The 19539-nt window shown below is 34.8% G+C and carries 17 protein-coding genes, 2 tRNA genes, 1 other RNA gene and 1 other annotated feature (1 of these 21 cut by a window edge); of the genes, 7 read left to right on the top strand and 13 right to left on the bottom strand.

The window, feature by feature from the left end:
* Nucleotides 1-116: 116 nt before the first annotated feature.
* Together ffs and tadA are read right to left on the bottom strand one after the other, a co-directional pair.
* An RNA gene (gene ffs, locus DM447_RS00165) (signal recognition particle sRNA large type) lies at nt 117-381 on the bottom strand.
* 99 nt (nt 382-480) lie between these two features.
* The gene (gene tadA / locus DM447_RS00160; RefSeq protein WP_112179071.1) at nt 481-957 is read right to left on the bottom strand and encodes a tRNA adenosine(34) deaminase TadA; all 477 of its coding nucleotides are present in this window, start codon (nt 955-957) and stop codon (nt 481-483) included.
* Between the two features lie 130 nt (nt 958-1087).
* Here tadA and DM447_RS00155 point away from each other — a divergent pair, with 130 nt between their 5' ends.
* Entirely contained in the window at nt 1088-2377 is a 1290-nt protein-coding gene (locus DM447_RS00155) for a glycoside hydrolase family 18 protein (RefSeq protein WP_112179069.1), read from the top strand.
* A 72-nt stretch (nt 2378-2449) separates the two neighbouring features.
* Here DM447_RS00155 and DM447_RS00150 read toward each other — a convergent pair whose 3' ends face one another.
* Nucleotides 2450-2962, bottom strand: coding sequence for a type 1 glutamine amidotransferase domain-containing protein (locus DM447_RS00150; protein WP_112179067.1), 513 nt, complete (start codon nt 2960-2962; stop codon nt 2450-2452).
* A gap of 215 nt (nt 2963-3177) precedes the next feature.
* Here DM447_RS00150 and DM447_RS00145 point away from each other — a divergent pair, with 215 nt between their 5' ends.
* The 4 genes from DM447_RS00145 to DM447_RS00130 all read left to right on the top strand — a co-directional run bounded on the left by DM447_RS00145 (nt 3178) and on the right by DM447_RS00130 (nt 7676).
* On the top strand, nt 3178-3711 hold the full coding sequence (locus tag DM447_RS00145; RefSeq protein WP_112179066.1) for a YceI family protein: 534 nt from the start codon (nt 3178-3180) through the stop codon (nt 3709-3711).
* Between the two features lie 116 nt (nt 3712-3827).
* Nucleotides 3828-5321, top strand: a complete 1494-nt coding sequence (locus tag DM447_RS00140; protein WP_232824090.1) for a spore germination protein — start codon at nt 3828-3830, stop codon at nt 5319-5321.
* A 19-nt stretch (nt 5322-5340) separates the two neighbouring features.
* A complete protein-coding gene (locus DM447_RS00135) occupies nt 5341-6429 on the top strand; it encodes a GerAB/ArcD/ProY family transporter (protein ID WP_112179064.1) in 1089 nt (362 codons plus the stop codon).
* Nucleotides 6426-7676 (top strand): Ger(x)C family spore germination protein, encoded by a 1251-nt coding sequence (locus tag DM447_RS00130; RefSeq protein WP_112179061.1) that lies wholly within the window; start codon nt 6426-6428, stop codon nt 7674-7676. The genes DM447_RS00135 and DM447_RS00130 overlap by 4 nt, the downstream gene beginning before the upstream one ends.
* Nucleotides 7677-7988: 312 nt before the next feature.
* Here the strand turns inward: DM447_RS00130 and DM447_RS00125 are convergent.
* A tRNA-Arg gene (locus DM447_RS00125) sits at nt 7989-8061 on the bottom strand.
* Nucleotides 8062-8156: 95 nt separating this feature from the next.
* The gene (mnmH, locus tag DM447_RS00120) at nt 8157-9206 is read right to left on the bottom strand and encodes a tRNA 2-selenouridine(34) synthase MnmH (protein ID WP_112179059.1); all 1050 of its coding nucleotides are present in this window, start codon (nt 9204-9206) and stop codon (nt 8157-8159) included.
* A 323-nt stretch (nt 9207-9529) separates the two neighbouring features.
* Between mnmH and DM447_RS00115 the strand changes: the two genes are divergently transcribed.
* Nucleotides 9530-10171: a deoxynucleoside kinase gene (locus DM447_RS00115; protein ID WP_112179057.1), complete on the top strand. Its 642-nt coding sequence runs from the start codon at nt 9530-9532 to the stop codon at nt 10169-10171.
* Nucleotides 10168-10848: a deoxynucleoside kinase gene (locus DM447_RS00110; protein ID WP_112179055.1), complete on the top strand. Its 681-nt coding sequence runs from the start codon at nt 10168-10170 to the stop codon at nt 10846-10848. Before DM447_RS00115 ends, DM447_RS00110 begins: the two co-directional genes overlap by 4 nt.
* Nucleotides 10849-10878: 30 nt before the next feature.
* Here the strand turns inward: DM447_RS00110 and proC are convergent, their stop codons facing one another.
* From proC to serS, 8 genes are all read right to left on the bottom strand, one after another.
* The gene (gene proC / locus DM447_RS00105) at nt 10879-11697 is read right to left on the bottom strand and encodes a pyrroline-5-carboxylate reductase (protein WP_112179053.1); all 819 of its coding nucleotides are present in this window, start codon (nt 11695-11697) and stop codon (nt 10879-10881) included.
* A 93-nt stretch (nt 11698-11790) separates the two neighbouring features.
* Nucleotides 11791-13158 carry an MBL fold metallo-hydrolase gene (locus tag DM447_RS00100; RefSeq protein ID WP_112179051.1) on the bottom strand — a complete coding sequence of 456 codons (1368 nt, stop codon included), beginning with the start codon at nt 13156-13158 and terminating at the stop codon, nt 11791-11793.
* 67 nt (nt 13159-13225) lie between these two features.
* Nucleotides 13226-14542 (bottom strand): ABC transporter substrate-binding protein, encoded by a 1317-nt coding sequence (locus DM447_RS00095; RefSeq protein WP_112179049.1) that lies wholly within the window; start codon nt 14540-14542, stop codon nt 13226-13228.
* Nucleotides 14543-14649: 107 nt separating this feature from the next.
* Nucleotides 14650-15474, bottom strand: coding sequence for a carbohydrate ABC transporter permease (locus DM447_RS00090; RefSeq protein ID WP_112179047.1), 825 nt, complete (start codon nt 15472-15474; stop codon nt 14650-14652).
* A 14-nt stretch (nt 15475-15488) separates the two neighbouring features.
* The gene (locus DM447_RS00085) at nt 15489-16382 is read right to left on the bottom strand and encodes a carbohydrate ABC transporter permease (RefSeq protein WP_112179045.1); all 894 of its coding nucleotides are present in this window, start codon (nt 16380-16382) and stop codon (nt 15489-15491) included.
* Nucleotides 16348-17451, bottom strand: a complete 1104-nt coding sequence (locus tag DM447_RS00080; RefSeq protein ID WP_112179043.1) for an ABC transporter ATP-binding protein — start codon at nt 17449-17451, stop codon at nt 16348-16350. The genes DM447_RS00085 and DM447_RS00080 overlap by 35 nt, the downstream gene beginning before the upstream one ends.
* 343 nt (nt 17452-17794) lie before the next feature.
* Nucleotides 17795-17887 (bottom strand) — tRNA-Ser (locus DM447_RS00075).
* A gap of 101 nt (nt 17888-17988) precedes the next feature.
* Nucleotides 17989-19263: a serine--tRNA ligase gene (gene serS / locus DM447_RS00070; protein ID WP_112179041.1), complete on the bottom strand. Its 1275-nt coding sequence runs from the start codon at nt 19261-19263 to the stop codon at nt 17989-17991.
* 63 nt (nt 19264-19326) lie between these two features.
* Nucleotides 19327-19539, bottom strand: a binding site (T-box leader); it runs 11 nt beyond the window's last position.

Below are 19539 nucleotides of genomic sequence, written 5' to 3'. Positions count from 1 at the left end.
TCGGAATTCACTTCTATTATAACTGAATTTACCTCTAAATGTGAATAATTCATTCAAAATAAAAGCAAAAACCTCTTACCGATATGGCAAGAGGTTTATTTATCATATATTTAACGCCGTGCACCCATCGTCGATGACATAACCCTAAGCGTTACTTAAGTTCATGGCTCAGTTCAGGCTTCCCTGCGGCACACGAGAAATACCGCTTACTGCTGCTTCCTTCCGGATCTGACAGGATTTACGGGTTCCCGTTGCGCAGGACCCAAACGTCAACACCAATTCCTTAAGGCAGACCTTAAAGTCATGCACCTCGGATGGGAGTTCCGTCTCGCTACAGCGGATTGCGAGTATAGGGCACCGCTACCTCCCCACCTAGCACGGCAAATTTGCTAACAATTTTAAGTTGCGCATGTAAAGCGCATTTACAAGTATAGCGAGTTTTTTGTAAAAATGCAAGCGTAAAAATGTGGTATTTTTTCCCTATTGGTCACTAGTAGTATTCTTTTTATTATCTCTTAATTGTCTGAAGAATTTTGTTAATAATGTACCACAGACTTCTTCTAATACGCCACCTTCTACATTAACTTGATGGTTAAAGCGGCTGTCTTCTAATAAATTAACTAAAGAACCTGCACTACCTGCCTTTGGATCATAGGCACCGAAGACAACTCGCGAAATTCGCGACTGTAAAATGGCACCTGCGCACATTGGACAAGGTTCTAGTGTTACATATAATGTGCAATTCTCTAAACGCCAACTCGCTCTTTTCTGATTCGCCTTGTCAATGACAAGCATTTCAGCATGCGAAGCTGTCGTTTGTAATGCTTCTCGTAAATTAAATGCATGAGCAATTACTTCATCCTCATAAACTAGAATGGCTCCAATAGGAACCTCTCCTACCTCACCAGCTTTTATCGCTTCAGCAACAGCTAATTCCATATAGTCCTGATCATTCATAGTACATGTCTCCTAGCGAAGTGACTTCAAATTTATTATAGCAAATTAATTTCTAAAAAAGAAGCGCACATTTCACTTAGATAGGTCATAGGCTAAGAGATGATAGAACAAGTAAAGGGAGGAAAATAAATTGCAAATTCATGTTGTTGAACAAGGTGACTCTCTCTATTCAATAGCCAGTACGTATGGAACAACGTATCAAGCGATAAATCAAGCAAATGAACTAGATAATCCTAATCAGCTTGTCGTAGGGCAAGCGGTTGTCATACCAATTGTCGGTCAATTTTATTTTGTCCAACAAGGAGATAGTTTATATGCAATTGGCCAACGCTTTGGCATTGGTTATCAACGCTTAGCTGAAGTAAACAATATTGATCCAAATGCCGCTTTATACATCGGTACTCGGCTGTATATACCTGAACAAGCCGGACCAACTATTGAGTCCAATGCTTATATTGAACCTATTGGCGACAATGTATCCGAGACGTTAATTAACGCGGCTGAAAAAAATGCACCATTCTTAACTTATCTAGCACCTTTTAATTATCGCGTAAATAGAGACGGTAGTTTAATTGCACCACCTTTAGATAATTTTGCTGCAATTGCTGCTGAAAATAACACCGCCATGATGCTTGTCGTTACAAACCTAGAAGAGGGAGAATTTAGTGCTGAACTTGGTTCGTTAATTGTAACGGATGAAAGTGTGCAAAATAAGTTGTTAGATGAAATAATTCAAACTGCACAAACAATTGGGTTTGGAGATGTTCATTTTGATTTAGAGTTTTTACCTCCAGCAGATAAAGATGCCTATAATAACTTCTTACGTAAGGCTAAGGATCGCCTATCAGGTGCTGGACTATTAATGTCAACTGCTCTTGCACCTAAAACAAGTGCTACACAAGAAGGTGCGTGGTATGAAGCGCATGATTATGCTGCTCATGGGGAGATTGCAGATTTCGTTGTACTGATGACATATGAGTGGGGATATAGTGGCGGACCTCCTTTAGCCGTTTCTCCTTTAGGAAACGTACGTGATGTTGTAGAATACGCACTAACTGAAATGCCAGCTAATAAAATTATGCTTGGACAAAATTTATACGGATATGATTGGACACTTCCGTTTGAGCCTGGTGGTGAATACGCTCGAGCACTTAGTCCACAACAAGCAATTAACCTTGCGCGTGATAATAATGTTGCAATAGAATTTGATCAACAATCTCAAGCACCATTCTTTTTTTATACAGATGCGGAAGGTAATCGACATGAAGTATGGTTTGAAGATGCACGATCGATTCAAGCAAAATTTGATTTAATCAAGGAATTGAATTTAAGAGGAATTAGTTATTGGAAGCTAGGTTTAGCGTTCCCTCAGAACTGGCTTTTACTAGAAGACAATTTCACCATTAGAAAACGAGCATAAAACGCCTAAAAACAAGAAAAAGGACCCGATTTATGTGAATCACAACAAATCAGGTCCTCTTTTTAAAATATATTAGGCTAAAACTTTCAACGCTTCTTTATTAAATGCCGGAATATCATCTGGCATACGGCTAGTAACAAGTTGATTTTCTGATACAACAACTTCCTGGTCCTTCACTGTAGCACCTGCGTATTCCATATCTACCATAATTGATTTAAAGCCTGTTGCCGTTCGACCTTCCAATTTTTTTGCTGTGAGAAGTAATTGTGGGCCATGGCAAATTGCTAAGACTGGTTTCTTCTCATCCATAAACGGTTTAACAAAATCTACAAAACGATCATCGCTACGTAAGGAATCTGGTGAGAATCCTCCTGGAATAAATAAAGCATCAAAATCACTTGGTTTAACCTCATCAATACTTTGATCTATTGTTACCGTTGCATCTCCTTGTTTACCTGTTACTTGCTTTCCTTTTTCTTTTTCAATTGTAACAAGTTGGTGACCCGCATCTTTAAATGATTTAGCGGGTTCTGTATGCTCCACATCTTCAAAATAATCTGTTAGCACACATGCTATTTTACTCATCTATAATCATCTCCTTAAATTTATCTGTACAATTAATTTACCCGGTTTATTATTCACTAAACTTCTATTTTATTAGTTTAATCAACTACTTTAAGGGAAATAGCTATATATAATTCTTTTACTAATAAACACTTGACCTTCTATAATTACTATAATATACTTAGTTACATAAAGTAAGTTAATAATTATTAATAACAAAAATGGAGGAATTTAATATGACAAAAACAACATTTAAGGTAGATTCAGCGCACACTAGCCTTGATTTTTCAGTAAAACACATGATGGTTTCAAAAGTAAAAGGTACATTTCATGATTTTCAAGTACAATTCGTTGCTGATCCAGAGGATTTAACAACAGCTGAAATCGTTTTTGATATTGATGTAAATAGCATTGATACGCGTAATGCAGATCGTGATGGCCATCTAAGAACAGGTGATTTCTTTGAAGTTGATAAATACCCGAAAATTCTATTTAAATCAACAGATGTTACAAAAAAATCTGATGAAGAATATGAAGTTACTGGCGATGTAACAATTAAAGATGTAACAAGAAAAGAAACATTTAAAGTTGTGTTTGAAGGACAGGGTCAAGATCCATGGGGCAACCAAGTATTTGGTTTCAATGCTGAAGGAACACTTAACCGTGAAGCATATGGTTTAACATATAATGCTGCATTAGAAACAGGTGGCGTTCTTATTGGAAAAGATATCAAATTCTCAATTGAATTAGAAGCAATGAAAGAAGCATAATAAATAAAGAAATTAATAATACGAAAGCATGGAGAACATTCTCCATGCTTTTTTTATTTGCATAAAATGGGCAACATCACAAACACTAAGCGAATAAATAGTGGGGAGGTGACTATATGTCACGTTTACAAAAAGGCAAAAAGGCGATTAAACAAATGTACGAGAAAAAAGAAAAACTACAAGAAGATGCGAAAGATAATGCAGAAAGGTTGAAACAACTATTCTCATATGGCATTAATAAAGATTTCTCTTATAAACAACTGGTAGCCGATTATAATAAAAAAAAGATTTATTTATTCTTTTATGCTTCGATTGTAAATAGTGACAAAATAGAAGAGTTCATTATTAAACCGATACATGAGGGTGAAGGTGACAAGCTTTCAAAAATTATTAATACAAGAGATTTAATTGAAATCACTGATTTCGAACAGGCAACAGATGACATTAATAATGGCAAAATCGTTCTCCTTATGGAAGGGGATTCTATTGGCTACTCCATGGAGGTATCTGATTTCAAACACCGCGCGATCAGTCAACCTGCAAATGAAAGTGTGATTAGAGGGCCAAAAGAAGCTTTCACTGAATCTCTCTTCGTTAATATATCACTTGTACGAAAACAGATTCGTGATAAACAGTTGATTACGGAACAGTCAAGTGTGGGGACTCGTTCCAAACAAAGTGTCGTCTTAGTTTATGTTTCTGATATTGTAAATGATGAAATTTTAAAAAATGTAAGAGAAAGAATAGAAAGTATCGAGGTTGATACAGTTCGAAATGTTGAATTATTAGAACAATACATTGAAGAAAGACCTTATTCTATTTTTCCAAGCATTTTATATACCGAACGACCAGATAACGCAGGTGCTTACTTAGAAGATGGACACATTATTTTGCTAATGGATAATTCAGCAGCCTGTTTAATTTTACCTGTTACCTTTTGGGATTTGTTCCACAGTCCAGAAGATCGCTACTCTCGGTTTATATTTGGTAACTTCACCCGAGCCATACGTTTTTTTAGTTTCTATATAACAACAATGATATCCGCAGCTTACGTATCACTAGCTAACTTCCATAGCGAGATGATACCACCTGATTTACTTTTTGCTATTACCGCTGCTAGAGAATATGTACCTTTTCCTTTGATTGTTGAAATCTTACTCATGGAATTTGCTTTCGAATTGATCCGAGAAGCTGGAATTCGAATTCCTAACCCTCTAGGTCCCACAATTGGAATTGTCGGCGCCTTAATCTTAGGGCAAGCTGCTGTAGAAGCAAATATCATTAGCCCTATTATTGTAATTGTTGCAGCATTATCAGGATTAACATCATTTGTAATAGCGGATACTAGTTTAAACTACACCGTTCGTATTTCTCGATTCATCTTTATATTGTCAGCTGCTTTTTTAGGAATGTTAAGCCTAGTAGGTGTTTTTCTTCTCTGGTTTATGTATGCAGCATCACTTAAATCGTTTGGCGTTCCTTTCTTCGCACCATTAGCTCCATACTATAAATCCTCAGGTGACACGATGTTTCGTAAAGCGCTGCGGGCGGAGATTTGGCGACCATCTCATATAAAACCAAAAGATTTACACAAGAAGCAAAGGAAATAAGGCAGGAGGCAGAAAGAAGATGCATGATCAAAAAACATTAAAAGCAAGCGAAATGTTTACCATGATTGGATTGTTTATTGGAATGAAAGTAACCGATACAACACCAACACTTTTTGCACAAAAAGCACAAAATGCCTTTTGGCTTATTCCTATTATTTCATTCCTTGTGATTTTACCTTCCTTCTTTCTCCTGATTTATCTATTAAAAAAAGCACAAAATAAAAATCTAATGGAGTTAATAGAAAGTCTTATTGGCTCTAAGCTTGGCAAAACACTAGGTTTTTTAATTTTTTTGAGTTCTTTCTTATTAATGTGCTTAGACAGTCGTAGTTATGTTGAACAAATTAAGCTATTATACTTTCCAGCTTCTCCAACAACCGTTCTTTTTTTCTTATTCTTATGTGTTGTTTTTTTCGGAGCAAAAAAAGGATTAGAAGTAATTGGATTTACAGTGAAAACAAGCTTTCTTTTCATTAAGTTGTCGGCTCTGCTGCTAGCCTTATTAATTTCAGTTGAAATCGTTTGGCAACGTATCTTTCCTATTTTCGGTTCAGGTCTATCAACAATACTAAAAGAGGGTGCGCTAAAAGGATCGATTTTTTCTGAGTTTTTTTTATTAACGATTGCCTACACCTCCTTTAAAGATACAAAACAATTTAGAATCGGAACATTATTCGGCGTTATATTTGTGATAATTGAAATTACATTTTTTTTCTTTGTTTATGCAACAGTGTTTGATTACAATTCAATAGAAAAGGCTTCTTTTCCTTTTCATGATATTACACAATATGTGCAATTAGGAGAGTATTTTGCAAATATAGAAACCTTTTTTATGGTGTTTTGGTTATTAGCAGGATTTCTTCGATTTATTATCTATATCTATTTAATCACTTGGATCTTTGGAGCAGTGTTTAATATTTCTGAATTTGAACCTCTCATACTGCCATTCAGTTTTATTACACTTATCATAGGAATGGTACCTGATAATTCGGTTATAAACGAATTATTATTTCGTGATATGCTATTAAATTATGTAACTCCTCTTTTTGTCCTATTCCCTGTAATTTTATGGATTGTAGCATTATCGAGAGGAGCGTTAAAAAAATGATAAAACATTATGGTTATATACCTGTTATTTTCCTACTATTACTTATATTAACAGGTTGTTACGACAGAATAGAACTCGAGCAACAATCCTATGTTATTGCTGTTGGTATTGACAAAGGAGAGGAGACAGGAACATTTTCTTTTACTTTTCAACTTGCAAACCCTGAAGTTGGCGCAACGTTATCTGCAGGTTCTGATGAGGAACCTCAAGAAACAGTTACTATTACTGGAAGTGATATTATTACTGCAACAAATACCGCAAATTCTTTTATCACTAAAAAAATTACATTAGATCAAACCAAAGTAATTATTATTTCAGAAGAATTAGCACGTTCTAAGGATTTCATTCGTGTGATCCAGACTGCAGCGCGAACGCCACAAATAAGAAGAAGTGTCCAATTAATTGTTTCAAAAGAAAACGCCAGTGACTTTTTAAATAATAACGAGCCAAAAACAGAAACACGACCACATAAGTATTATCAATATATGCTTAATCGCGCATCACAAACCGGCATTATACCTGATGCAAATCTTCATCGTTTTTTTCAAATAACAGAAGGAGATGCTGATTTATTCTTAGCAATTTATGCAACAACAGAAATTTCTGAACCGAAAGAATCAGGAAGTGAAGATGAATACATTGCAGGTCAAGTTCCACAACAAGGAGGAAGCAAAACGCAGTTTATGGGTTCTGCCGTGTTCAAGGAAGGACAAATGATTGATATCTTAGATGGCCAAGATACGCGGATATGTAACATACTGGATAAAACAATCGAAATGGAGGAATTACTAGCAACTTATCCGGATCCTATTAAACCTGAGTATCAAGTTTCAGCCAATTACTCCCAAAAGTCAGTACCTCTAGTCAATGTTAGCTATGATAAAAAAAATAACCATGCAAAAATTGATGTTACGATTCCATTTGAAATTGAAATCATTGCCATTCCCAGCCTAGTAGATTATGCGCAAAACAATAAATATAATCAAAAACTACGTGAATCCATTGAACAAAGCATTGAAGAGAAAACCACTAAACTTGTAAAAAAAAGTCAAGAAGAGTATGGATCAGATCCTTTTTACTGGTCTATTTACATTCGAAGATACTTTAAAGATATCCCAGCTTATGAGGAAGCGGATTGGAACAAAGTAATTTATCCTAATGCTTCTATCACAATAAATTATAAACTAAAACGTCTTGAGTTTGGAAAGATGTTAAAAGACTCGAAATTAAACGAAGTGAGGGATTAGTATGATTATAACAGTCCTAACAATTGTTGCACTATATATTATTATATATTGTATCAATTACAGTCTCATGGTATTTAAAGATGGAAATAGATTAGGTGGAATTGCTATCATTTGTCTTGTTCCCTTTATTATGGTGGGCCCCGTATTATTTTATATAATGGGATAAACAATAAAACATTGTTGTTACATCTACAATTTTATATAGCTAGTTTGATTTTAAGGCTTTGCAATCGGTTAGCAAGTTGATACTTAAATAAAAAAACAGCAAGGGATTAAATGCTACATCCCTTGCTATATATAACTTTTAACGTATGGCCCCAGTAGGATTCGAACCTACGACACATGGTTTAGGAAACCAATGCTCTATCCCCTGAGCTATGGAGCCGTTAGTCATGTTCATACTAAAACATGACGCTTTTTCATTATACAGAATCATACAAAAATTGCAAAGAACCGAACAATATAAATTTGACTTAAATCTTATATGACTTTTTCATTATACCTTTTAGCTAAATAATCTTTTAACAACACAACCGCTTCATCTACAGTTTCCGCTTTAATAATGGTTTTTTCACCTTCAGTAAATTGATCTGCAGAGTGATCATACAACGGATCATAATAATACTCGAGTAGCAACCGTACTGCATGAAAGTACTCTCCTGTATTTAAATCAGATTCAATTTCATTAGCAATCGGTGTATGAATTCGCTTTTTTATTCTAGCAAAAGAATCTATACATTCTTGCTCATGATCCCATGGTTGATAATCTTCCAGAATATTATTAACCCTTTCCTCGATTGGTATCTCAATAAACAATTGTGTGCCTTGATTTTTTTTCTCCATCAGAAAATCAGGAAGCATTACTTTTCCAATTCGTTTACTTTCTCCTTCAAATAGAACATATGGCGAATCCTGCAAGCGCTGGATACTTTCGATAAACAATGCATCAAATGTTTTTTGGTTATGAGGCTTTAAACCAATTTGACCAAAAATAGAGCCGCGATGATTTGCTAATCCTTCTAAATCTATAACGGGGTAGTCGAGCTCTTGTAAACGATGTAGTATCGTAGTTTTTCCTGATCCCGTATAGCCATTTAACACAACTGCTTCTGGGTTAACTTCTAATGCACCTAATGTATCTACTATCAAATTACGATAGTTACGATAGCCTCCGTCCAATCGAAACACATTAATTCCCATTAGATCAAGAACAGTTGCTGTCGTTTTACTACGCATTCCACCCCGCCAACAGAAAACCGCTTTATCTCCTTTGACATTGTTAAACGCCTTCACAAAGATTGGTAATTTACTTGAAGCAATTTCAAGCCCTCTTTCTTTGGCTGCTTCTTTACTCACTTGCTTATAAAGCGTTCCTACCTCAGCTCTTTCTTTATCATCAAATAAAGGTATATTGATACTACCAGGAATAGTAGCATCCTTAAATTCAGAAGGAGAACGTACATCTATTACTGTAAGCTGACCTATATTTTTTAACGAGAGTAATTCATCAATTGAAATATCTTTAAACATCTTGCTACCACCTTTCCGAAACGGGAGAACTAAAATATAACCTTTTTTATATGTCTCTTACATAGTATAGAACACTCCATACTTAATTGCATGGTTAGAAACATTACTATTTTTAAAAATTACGTTATTTTTTTATTTGTAGACACATTAATATACATATATTAACAAAGCAGGCACACTAGCTAAATAGGTAAGTATATTAACAGAATCCTTTCACCTGAGAGATTTAGAGTGTCCACTTCGCTACTAAATGTGATAGAATAGTCTTTGTCAATTTTGTTACGCTAACGAAGGTAACACGTTATTGTTTAGGAGGAACTAGTATGCCAGAAATACCCTTTATAGCAGTGGAAGGACCAATTGGAGTTGGTAAGACCTCTTTATCAAAAAAAGTAGCAAACCACTTTCAACTACATTTATTAAAAGAAATAGTTGAAGAAAATCCGTTCTTAGGTAAATTCTATGATGATATAGATGAGTGGAGTTTCCAAACAGAAATGTTCTTTCTATGCAATCGTTATAAGCAATTAGAAGACATCGATAGCCATTATCTTGGATTAAAAAAGGCAGTGATTGCTGATTATCATATCTCTAAAAATATGATTTTCGCTAAACGTACCTTACAACATAGACAGTTCGAAAAATATCAACAAATCTATCACATTTTAACTTCTGACATGCCAAAGCCTAACATGATGATTTATCTTGATGCAAGTCTTGATACACTTTTATCTCGTATTGCCATGCGTGGTCGCGAAGTTGAAATGAATATTCAAGCTTCTTATTTGCAACAATTGAAAGAAGACTATCAAACATTTATGGATGACTTCGAAAAACAACATCCTGATATTCCTGTCATTCGTATTAATGGTGACGAGCTTGACTTTATTAAACAACAAGATGATTTGAACTTTATTCTTGATCAGATTAAACAGCAATTACAAAAAGGAGAAATTATCCGATGAATTTACGCGAAAAATATCAGATCCCACATGACAGTGTTATCACAATTGCCGGAACAGTTGGTGTCGGTAAGTCGACAATGACAAATGCATTAGCCAATTCACTGGACTTTCGTACCTCTTTAGAGAAGGTAGATACAAATCCATATCTAGACAAGTTTTATGCTGACTTTGAGCGTTGGAGTTTCCATCTGCAAATCTACTTTTTGGCAGAACGATTTAAGAAACAAAAGCGTATTTTTGAATATGGTGGTGGATTCATTCAGGATCGTTCTATCTATGAAGACACTGGCATTTTTGCTAAAATGCACTATGATAAAGGGACAATGACTCCCGTAGATTACGAAACTTACAGTAGTTTATTTGAATCAATGGTAATGACACCTTATTTTCCACATCCAGACTTATTAATTTATCTAGAGGGCTCATTTGATGACGTGGTTGGTCGCATTAAGAAGCGTGGCCGACCAATGGAACAACAAACGCCACTTAGTTATTGGAAAGAAATGCATGAGCGTTATGAAAAGTGGATTAATAGTTTTAATTCTTGCCCAATTCTTCGGATTAACATCGCTGACTACGATTTGGTAAATGACCAAAGTGCTGTTGAATCCGTATTGAACAAGGTTGGACACTTTATTCAACAATCTCGAAAATGGGAAACACGATCAACCAAATAAATAAAAGCGGCTATCTGAAGATAGCCGCTTTTATTTATTTTTACCCAATTCTTCTGATCGTTGTGTCGCTTCTTTAACTGCCGCTTCAAAGGCCTTATTTACCTCATGCTTATCTAATGCTTTTAGTCCGCTTTCTGTTGTACCACCAGGACTAGTAATTCGTTGACGCAAGGTTGCAGGACTTTCATCCGTTTGTTCTAACATATGGGCAACCCCTAAGATAGTCTGGTGAATTAATTCTTTTGCATGCTGTTGATCAAGTCCTCCATCTTGTGCTGCTTTTTCCATTGCCTCAACAATATAGTAAAAATAAGCAGGTCCACTTCCTGAAATTGCTGTAACTACATGCATCTTATCCTCATCATCAATAATAGTTACCGTTCCTACCGTCTCAAATAGTTCTGTTGCTAGATCAAGTTGTTCTTGTCTAACAAATGAGCCACCAGTCAATGCCGTTGCGCCATAACCAATTGTTGCTGAAGTATTTGGCATTGCACGAATTACCGATAGATTTAAGCCGAGTTTTTCCGTAATAAGTTGAGTCGATGTCCCAGCTAGAACTGAAATAATAACTTGCTCATCTGATAAAAATGGTTTAATTTCAGCTAATGCCTTTGAAACATCCTTTGGTTTCATTGCTAAAAAAATAGCATCAGCACTTTCTACGGCTACTTTTGTATCTTGTGTTGTTAAAACATTATACAGATTTGATAAGTCTTTTAGCCGTAACTCATTTGACCTATTTGTAACCACAATTTGCGTTGACTCTAACACCTTGGATTTTATGATCCCTGCAACAAGTGCTTCTGCCATTGAGCCTGCACCAATAAACGCTATTTTATTGAACATACTATACCTCCATCGTTAATTCTTTCTCTCTAGTATAGTTAAAAAAACGTAGATTGTCTTTTAAATTTCAAATAAAACAGTATATGTTTGTTTTTAAACTTCTATTAACTGACCATTATCAAAGAAATATTTTTTGTTTTTTCTTGGTAAGAAAACAGCTTGATTTGGATCTAGTGGTTTCATCAGTTCTGGATAATGACTATGCCAAGGAACCAGTAACTTCGGTTTTATATCTTCAATTAATTGTAATATATCTTCTTGTGTTGCATGCCCGGATACATTAAACGATTTATATTCTATTTGGAATTGTTTTAAAAATGATAGAAGAATTTGATAGTTTGGATCAAATTCACCCAAGGGCATGCCATTGGAATGCAAATAAATACTACCTGACACATCTAAATCTAGTAAATCAGCTATATTATCAAAACTGTTTTGTAAGAGGTATTTGTTAGGTGTTGCATTGATTTGTTCAATTGTAACGCGTGGATATTTTTCGAGAATATTTTGGTTCCAATCAGACTCCTTACTATCATTCGGTACAAAAATCGCAAAATCTGTTACTTCAGCAAATTGATCAGCAATATAGGCCGTTTTCAGCTCTAGTACAATCGTTCTTTCACACTGTTTACCAGTTTTGATAAAATTATTGAGTCGATCAATATTACGATGATAAATATTAAACAAAACTAATCGATTATGGTTGATAATTTCTCTCTTTATTACTTGAGCTATCTCTGTTTCTGTCTCTACTAAAGGTATTTTTGTTTTTTCAGTAAGATTAGGATGAAAGGCTGTTCCTTCCATTAATAATAAATCAATATTAATATCCAACAGCTTTTCTAACCATGCTTTATTGTATTCTGGATGCTGTCCATGCATACGAATATCACCAGAATATACCACTTTAAGGTCTGGCGTGCTAATCAACATAGCCATTGAACCGTATATATCATGGTCTGTTTGAAAAGGTGTTACTATAATATCTCCTATTTTAATTGAATCTTGATAATTAATTCCTGTTACATCGCGTTCTCTCATCAGTCCCTCATTTATCTTATTAAGAACTTGATACAATTGTTTCGATCCATTAGACATATAAATGGGAATAGTAGAGGCTACGGTATCTATCACGCCCATATGATCTAAATGTAAGTGGGAAATAAATATACCAGTATTCATTTTAAAATCTTCATAGGCAATTGGTTTTTTAAAATTAAATACGTTATCTTTTAAATCTTCTCTAGCGTAAATCCCATCTATTGCAGGAATTGCACCAATCTTTAGTAAATCTAATACATAACGATCACTTCGACCTGTGGCTTTATGAACAAAAGAAGTACTAGGATTATAAACTAAACCAAAATCAAAAATAACCCGAGCATTTCCATACCGAATTTCAGCAATATTACCACCTATTGTTTGCAAACCACTCCAAAATGTAATTGTTGTTTTACTCATTTCATTTCCTCCATTTTTCTAATCTATAAATAAGAAGGCGGGAGCATAACCCCAGCCTTCCTTCTAATTAATTTAATTCTTGATTTGCACGTTCTTGTGCATCAGTTAAACCTTCTTCTACAGTTTTATCGTCTAATAAGATATATTCTAATTCTTCTAATACAATATTTCTTACCGCATCTCCACCCTCTATACGTGCAATAAAGAAACCTGCATCAAATTGAGCTGTTCCAGCTTCATATGCTGGATTTTCTGCTACAAATGCTTGATAATTATCTAACTCTTGCGCGGAATAACGAACTGGTAAATATCCAGATTTCATTGACCAATCAGCAGTTACTTCTGGACTTGTTAAATATTTCATGAATTCCCACGCTGCTTTTTGTTCCGCATCATCTGATTGACTAAACATAACGATATCATTACCAGCAAATGTTGTAGCTGCTTCACCGTCTAATGTTGGCATTGTGGTAGTTGACCATTCAATATTTCCATCAGCTGCTTCTGCTACATGTGGAATCCCGGCAGAAGAACCAATATACATTGCTACATCTCCACGACTAAATGGATTAGACATATAGTCATCTTCTCCAGCTGTACGAGCAATTCCGTCATCAATCATTTCTTTAATTAATGTCATTGCTTCAATACCTTCATCAGATGCAAAAGTTGCTTCACTTGTTGCTTCGTCAATATACGTACCACCTAATTGTTTCAAAATAGCTTGAAATTCAGATTCATATGAATTTTCAAATCCCATTCCGACAACACCATCACCTGTTAGTACTTCAGAAATAGTTCTGATATCTTCCCATGTTTCAGGTACTTCTAACCCATTCTCCTCTAACAATTCCTTATTATAAAATAGTATGCGTGTGCTTTTACTAAATGGTAGGCTATAATAAGTACCGTCCCAAGAACTAGATTCTTTAAATACGTCTACATAATCATTAAATTCTTCATCTGAAAGACCAATTTCAGGATCTTCAATAAAATCATTAAGTGATGTAATAAAATTATTCGCAGTATATTCAGGTACGACATTTGTTACCGCTTGTGCAATTGTTGGTAATGTCTGTGCTTTAGCAGCTGCCATAATCTTTTGTTCTAAATCATCATAGCTTCCTTGGTTTACTGGTGTAACGGTAATATTCTCATGTTCACTATTAAATTGCTCAACATACTCCATAATAGCTTCTTCATGAGGACCACTCATTGCATGCCAAAAGTCAATTTCAATTGGTTCCGTTGACTCTTCTGTTTCCGTATCACTCGCAGTGGCAGAAGCTGCTTCACTATTTTCCGTATCTTCACTATCTCCACACGCAACTAACAGTAATAAAAATAATATGCTAAGTACACTCCAAATAAATCCTTTTTTCATTTTATTTCCCCCTAAATTTTTTATTAGTTTCGTGGAGCAGACAACAATATCACTAAATTATTCATCCGGATAGTTGTGTCACGATCACCCCCTAAAAAGTAATTTAACTAACCTTTTAAACCCGACCTTGCTACACCAGCAACAATATACTTCTGCATAATAAAAAATAAAATAATCATTGGTAGGACTACCATTGAGGATGCAGCCATTAATAACTCATACTTTACGCCAGCTTCTGTTGTAAAAGCCGACAAACCGACAGGTAACGTTCTTAGCTCTTGTGTATTGGTAACAATCAATGGCCACAAAAATGCATTCCAGCTATTGATTACTTTTAATAAAGCAACTGTAATTAAAGCCGGCTTGGCAAGTGGTACCATCACATACCATAAGAACTTAAATTCGCTACAACCATCTACTTGTGCTGCGTAAGATAATTCTTTGGGGATACCCAAAAAGAATTGGCGTAATAAAAAGATTGCAAAAACACTCGCAGTCCAGGGTACAACTAATGCTTTATATGTATCTATCCAGCCTAAATTAGATAAGGTCACAAAGTTAGGGATTAACAATACCTCTCCAGGTACCATCATTGTGCCAAGTAACACCGCAAATATGACATGCTTACCAAAAAACTGAATACGTGAAAAAGCATATGCCGCTAAAATAGTCGTAATTAATTCTCCAACTGTACTTAAAATAGTTACGATAACACTATTTAAAAAGTACCGATCAAATGGGGCAACTTTCAATGCTTCTGTGAAGTTAGTCCAATTTATTTCAGATGGTATCCAAACTGGAGGCATTGCCATGACCTCATTAGGCGCTTTTAAGGATGTACTAATCATCCATACGAAAGGTAGCAACATTAAAATGGAGCCAATAGAGAGTAAAATATATATCGTTGTTTTAGATAAAGCTGCTTTTGTCATAATTCACTCCTCCTCTACTGATAATGCACGAATTTTTTACCGATGATTAATTGTATTAATGTAAATATAAATACAAAAATAAATAAAACAAACGCTGCTGCTGAAGCAAGACCAAATTGCCACTCCTCATAAAATTTTTGATAAACATAATAAACAACAGTTAGCGTACTATTTGCTGGGCCTGGACGTCCATTGAACAAGGCAAATATCTCATCAAATACTTTAAATGCATTTATAATGGATATGATTGATATAAAAAACATCGTCGGTGATAACAATGGTAAAGTAACTGTTTTAAATCGATTCCATGCCGATGCACCATCAACCTTTGCTGCTAAATAATATTGCTGATTAATGTTTTGTAAACCGGCCAGAAATATAATGATATTAAAACCCAATCCTTTCCATATACTTAAAATGATAAGCGCCAGCATTGCAAAATTTGGATCTGTAATCCATTTAATTGGATCAACTCCAAACCAACCTAGAAAATAATTAAGTAAGCCATAATCAGAGTGGAAAATCCATCCCCAAACAATTGCTACCGCAACAACAGACGTAACAAATGGCAAGAAATATATCGTTCGGAAAAAGCCCAGAAATTTTATTTTACTATTCAGCAATAATGCAATTAGTAAAGACAATATTATTGAAATAGGAACAACACCCACAACAAATATAAGTGTATTTGATAGAGCCTTAATGAAATTCTGATCATTAAATAGTGTTATAAAATTTGTTAACCCTCGCGCATGTACAACATTATTAAAATAATCGTAATCTGTATAAAAACTCATTAAAAATGATTTAATAATCGGATAAATATTGAATGTAATCAAGATTAGCAATGCAGGTAATAAGTAAAGGATCGCTTTACATGTGCTTTTCCAGTTGGGTCGAAGTGTCATCAGCGTAACCTCCTCTTATTCTTTCTCCAGTATTATTATCAAAGTAATGAATATGGTTAACATCAATTGCTAGATTACAACTATCACCAACCGTTAACGTAATTTTAGGGTCTACTAGAGCCCTAATAGTACTATTACCTACCTGAATGCGTATTAGTGTATCTCTTCCTATTGTTTCAAGATGAATAACTTCTCCTGTTATCATTGCGTTATCTAAGGAAGTAACGTATAAATTTTCAGGTCGTAAACCAATTTTAATATTATCTTGATTAGTAACTATAGGTATCGTAATACTTTGATTGGTTTCTTTTATTTTATAGATATTATTATCTTGTTTTTCTAATTGGATAAAATTAATAGGTGGGTTCCCTAAAAAACTTGCAATAAATGCATTCCTTGGTTTACTGTACATCTCTTGTGGTGGACTGTCCTGTTGTAAAATACCATTGCTCATTAACATTACTCGATCAGATATGCTTAATGCTTCCTCTTGATCATGTGTAACAAAAATCGCTGTAATGCCAACTTCTTGTTGAATACGGCGAATCTCTTCACGCATCTCTAATCGTAAACGTGCATCTAAGTTGGATAATGGTTCATCTAATAACAATAGTTTTGGTTTTTTTACTAACGCACGAGCAATTGCAACCCGCTGCTGCTGACCGCCTGATAATTGAGCTGGTTTACGATCAAGTAAATGATCAATTTGAACAAGCTTTGCCATTTCAATTACTCTTTTTTGCGCTTCTTTTTTTTCTACTTTTTGCATTTTTAATGGAAACATAATATTCTTAAATACGGATAAATGAGGATATAATGCATAATTTTGAAAAACCATTCCGATCTCTCTTTTTTCGGCATCAATGGTAGTTACTTTTTTCTCACCAAAATAGATATCTCCCTTAGTAGGTTTATATAAGCCTGATAACAGCATTAAGGTTGTACTTTTTCCGCAACCGCTTGGACCTAATAGGGAAACAAGCTCACCATCTTTTATAGTAGTTGTTAATTGATTAACAGCAGTAATATTATCAAATTGCATTGTCAATTGATCTAAATGTATATCCATGACGCTATCCCTCCATCTGCCAACTTATTCTTACAAGCCTTATGTTAGCAAACAATCGTAAAGATAGAATAAATTACTTGTAAATTTTTCATTTACAATATTTACTTTTTGTAAATGACATGGTAAGCTAAAATCTTGACCATTTTACGCATTTTTCATTTTTTTACTTTTGTTAAAAGACTCTCTTATAGCTATCAATTGATATAATACAAAAAATAGGACCCCCAATTTTAGGAGGTCCTATTTAATCTATCTTAATAATAAAATACAAAAAAACGGTTTAACTTAATTTAATAAGTTAAACCGTTTTTAGCTATTTGTTCTTATGTATTAAAATAAAAAATGGAGGAGGATGAGGGATTCGAACCCCCGCGAGCCGCGAAGCCCCTGTTGGTTTTCAAGACCAATCCCTTCAGCCAGACTTGGGTAATCCTCCGAAACTGACGACAAAACTTATAATATCAGTTTATTTAGCACATGTCAATATATTTAATACATTTATTTTTTAAAAAACAATTGTTGTTAGTAGACAGCTTTTTAATTAATAACTTTCTTACCACCCATATAAGCTTGTAACACTTCTGGAACCTCAATTGTGCCATCTGCTTTTTGGTAGTTTTCAATAATGGCAGCTACTGTTCTACCAATAGCTAAGCCTGAACCATTTAGTGTATGAACAAATTCTGGTTTAGCCTTTTCTTCACGACGGAACCGGATACCTGCACGACGAGCTTGAAATGCTTCAAAATTTGAACAAGAAGAGATTTCACGGTACGTATCGTTACTTGGCATCCAGACTTCGATATCATATTTCTTTGCGGCAGTGAAGCCTAAGTCAGCCGTACACATACTTAAGACACGATAAGGTAATTTTAATAGTTGTAATACCTTTTCCGCATGTCCTGTTAAATCTTCTAACGCTTGATAAGAATCTTCTGGTTTCACAAATTGAACTAGTTCTACTTTATTAAATTGGTGTTGACGGATCAAACCACGTGTATCTCTACCAGCAGAACCTGCTTCAGAACGGAAAGATGCACTGAACGCAACAAATTTTTGTGGCAGGTCATCCACTTTTAAAATATCATCACGGTAATAGTTTGTTACAGGTACTTCTGCCGTTGGAACTAAAAAATAGTCCCAATCTTGAACTTTGAAGGCATCTTCTTCAAATTTCGGTAATTGACCAGTCCCCGTCATACTTGTCCGATTAACAATATATGGAGGCAACATTTCTTCATATTCATGCTCGTCTGCATGTAAGTCCATCATAAAATTAAGTAATGCACGTTCTAAACGTGCTCCTAATCCTTTGTAAAAGACAAATCGGCTTCCTGTCACTTTACCAGCGCGTTCAAAGTCTAACATGCCTAATTCTGGCCCAAGCTCCCAGTGTGGTCTTTGTTCAAAATCAGTGCGCTTTACTTCGCCCCATTTACGAACCTCTACGTTATCATCTTCTGTTTCCCCAATAGGTGTTGTTTCATGAGGAATATTTGGTATAGATAACAATAGCGTTTCTAACTTTTCCTCTACTTCATTAAGTTCCGTATCAATTAGCTTAATACGCTCTCCAACCTCACGCATTTCTACAATCATATCATCTGCATTCTTTTTTTCTTTTTTCAAAGCAGAAATTTGTTTAGAAACATCATTTCGTTTTGCTTTTAGCTCTTCTGTTTCAGCAATTAATTCTCTTCTACGTTGATCTAAATCTTCAAATGTATCAAATTCGGATAAATCTTCTCCACGATGTTGTAACTTCTCTTTTACCTCATCAAAATGTGTACGTAAATATTTCAAATCTAACATAATTTTATCCTCCAATATTATTAATTTAACTCAAACAAAAAAGACTCCCATCCCTAATAAAACATTAGGGACGAGAGTCTTTCCCGCGATACCACCCTGATTGAAGAGAGATTCCTCTTCCGGCTTCTTTTACAATAACGGCTAAGCATGTTAGCCGGACATGTTTTACTTACATTTCACATGCCAACTCAAGGATGGATTCACAGTTCTCTTTCACTGATTTGCACCAACCATCAGCTCTCTAATAGAAAGAAAGGTCTGTTACTAATTCCTCTC

Source organism: Paraliobacillus zengyii (assembly GCF_003268595.1).
GTDB lineage: Bacteria > Bacillota > Bacilli > Bacillales > Amphibacillaceae > Paraliobacillus_A > Paraliobacillus_A zengyii.
Note: the sequence above shows the minus strand (reverse complement) of the source record. Positions and strands in the feature narration are given on the sequence as shown.

Excerpts from the sequence above, each read along its gene's own strand:
- DM447_RS00095 (WP_112179049.1), bottom strand. The coding sequence starts at position 14,542 with ATGAAAAAAGGATTTATTTGGAGTGTACTTAGCATATTATTTTTATTA.
- DM447_RS00130 (WP_112179061.1), top strand. The coding sequence starts at position 6,426 with ATGATAAAACATTATGGTTATATACCTGTTATTTTCCTACTATTACTT.
- DM447_RS00135 (WP_112179064.1), top strand. The coding sequence starts at position 5,341 with ATGCATGATCAAAAAACATTAAAAGCAAGCGAAATGTTTACCATGATT.
- serS (WP_112179041.1), bottom strand. The coding sequence starts at position 19,263 with ATGTTAGATTTGAAATATTTACGTACACATTTTGATGAGGTAAAAGAG.
- DM447_RS00080 (WP_112179043.1), bottom strand. The coding sequence starts at position 17,451 with ATGGATATACATTTAGATCAATTGACAATGCAATTTGATAATATTACT.
- DM447_RS00150 (WP_112179067.1), bottom strand. The coding sequence starts at position 2,962 with ATGAGTAAAATAGCATGTGTGCTAACAGATTATTTTGAAGATGTGGAG.
- DM447_RS00145 (WP_112179066.1), top strand. The coding sequence starts at position 3,178 with ATGACAAAAACAACATTTAAGGTAGATTCAGCGCACACTAGCCTTGAT.
- proC (WP_112179053.1), bottom strand. The coding sequence starts at position 11,697 with ATGTTCAATAAAATAGCGTTTATTGGTGCAGGCTCAATGGCAGAAGCA.
- DM447_RS00110 (WP_112179055.1), top strand. The coding sequence starts at position 10,168 with ATGAATTTACGCGAAAAATATCAGATCCCACATGACAGTGTTATCACA.
- DM447_RS00100 (WP_112179051.1), bottom strand. The coding sequence starts at position 13,158 with ATGAGTAAAACAACAATTACATTTTGGAGTGGTTTGCAAACAATAGGT.
- DM447_RS00115 (WP_112179057.1), top strand. The coding sequence starts at position 9,530 with ATGCCAGAAATACCCTTTATAGCAGTGGAAGGACCAATTGGAGTTGGT.
- DM447_RS00085 (WP_112179045.1), bottom strand. The coding sequence starts at position 16,382 with ATGACACTTCGACCCAACTGGAAAAGCACATGTAAAGCGATCCTTTAC.
- DM447_RS00090 (WP_112179047.1), bottom strand. The coding sequence starts at position 15,474 with ATGACAAAAGCAGCTTTATCTAAAACAACGATATATATTTTACTCTCT.
- DM447_RS00140 (WP_232824090.1), top strand. The coding sequence starts at position 3,828 with ATGTCACGTTTACAAAAAGGCAAAAAGGCGATTAAACAAATGTACGAG.
- tadA (WP_112179071.1), bottom strand. The coding sequence starts at position 957 with ATGAATGATCAGGACTATATGGAATTAGCTGTTGCTGAAGCGATAAAA.
- mnmH (WP_112179059.1), bottom strand. The coding sequence starts at position 9,206 with ATGTTTAAAGATATTTCAATTGATGAATTACTCTCGTTAAAAAATATA.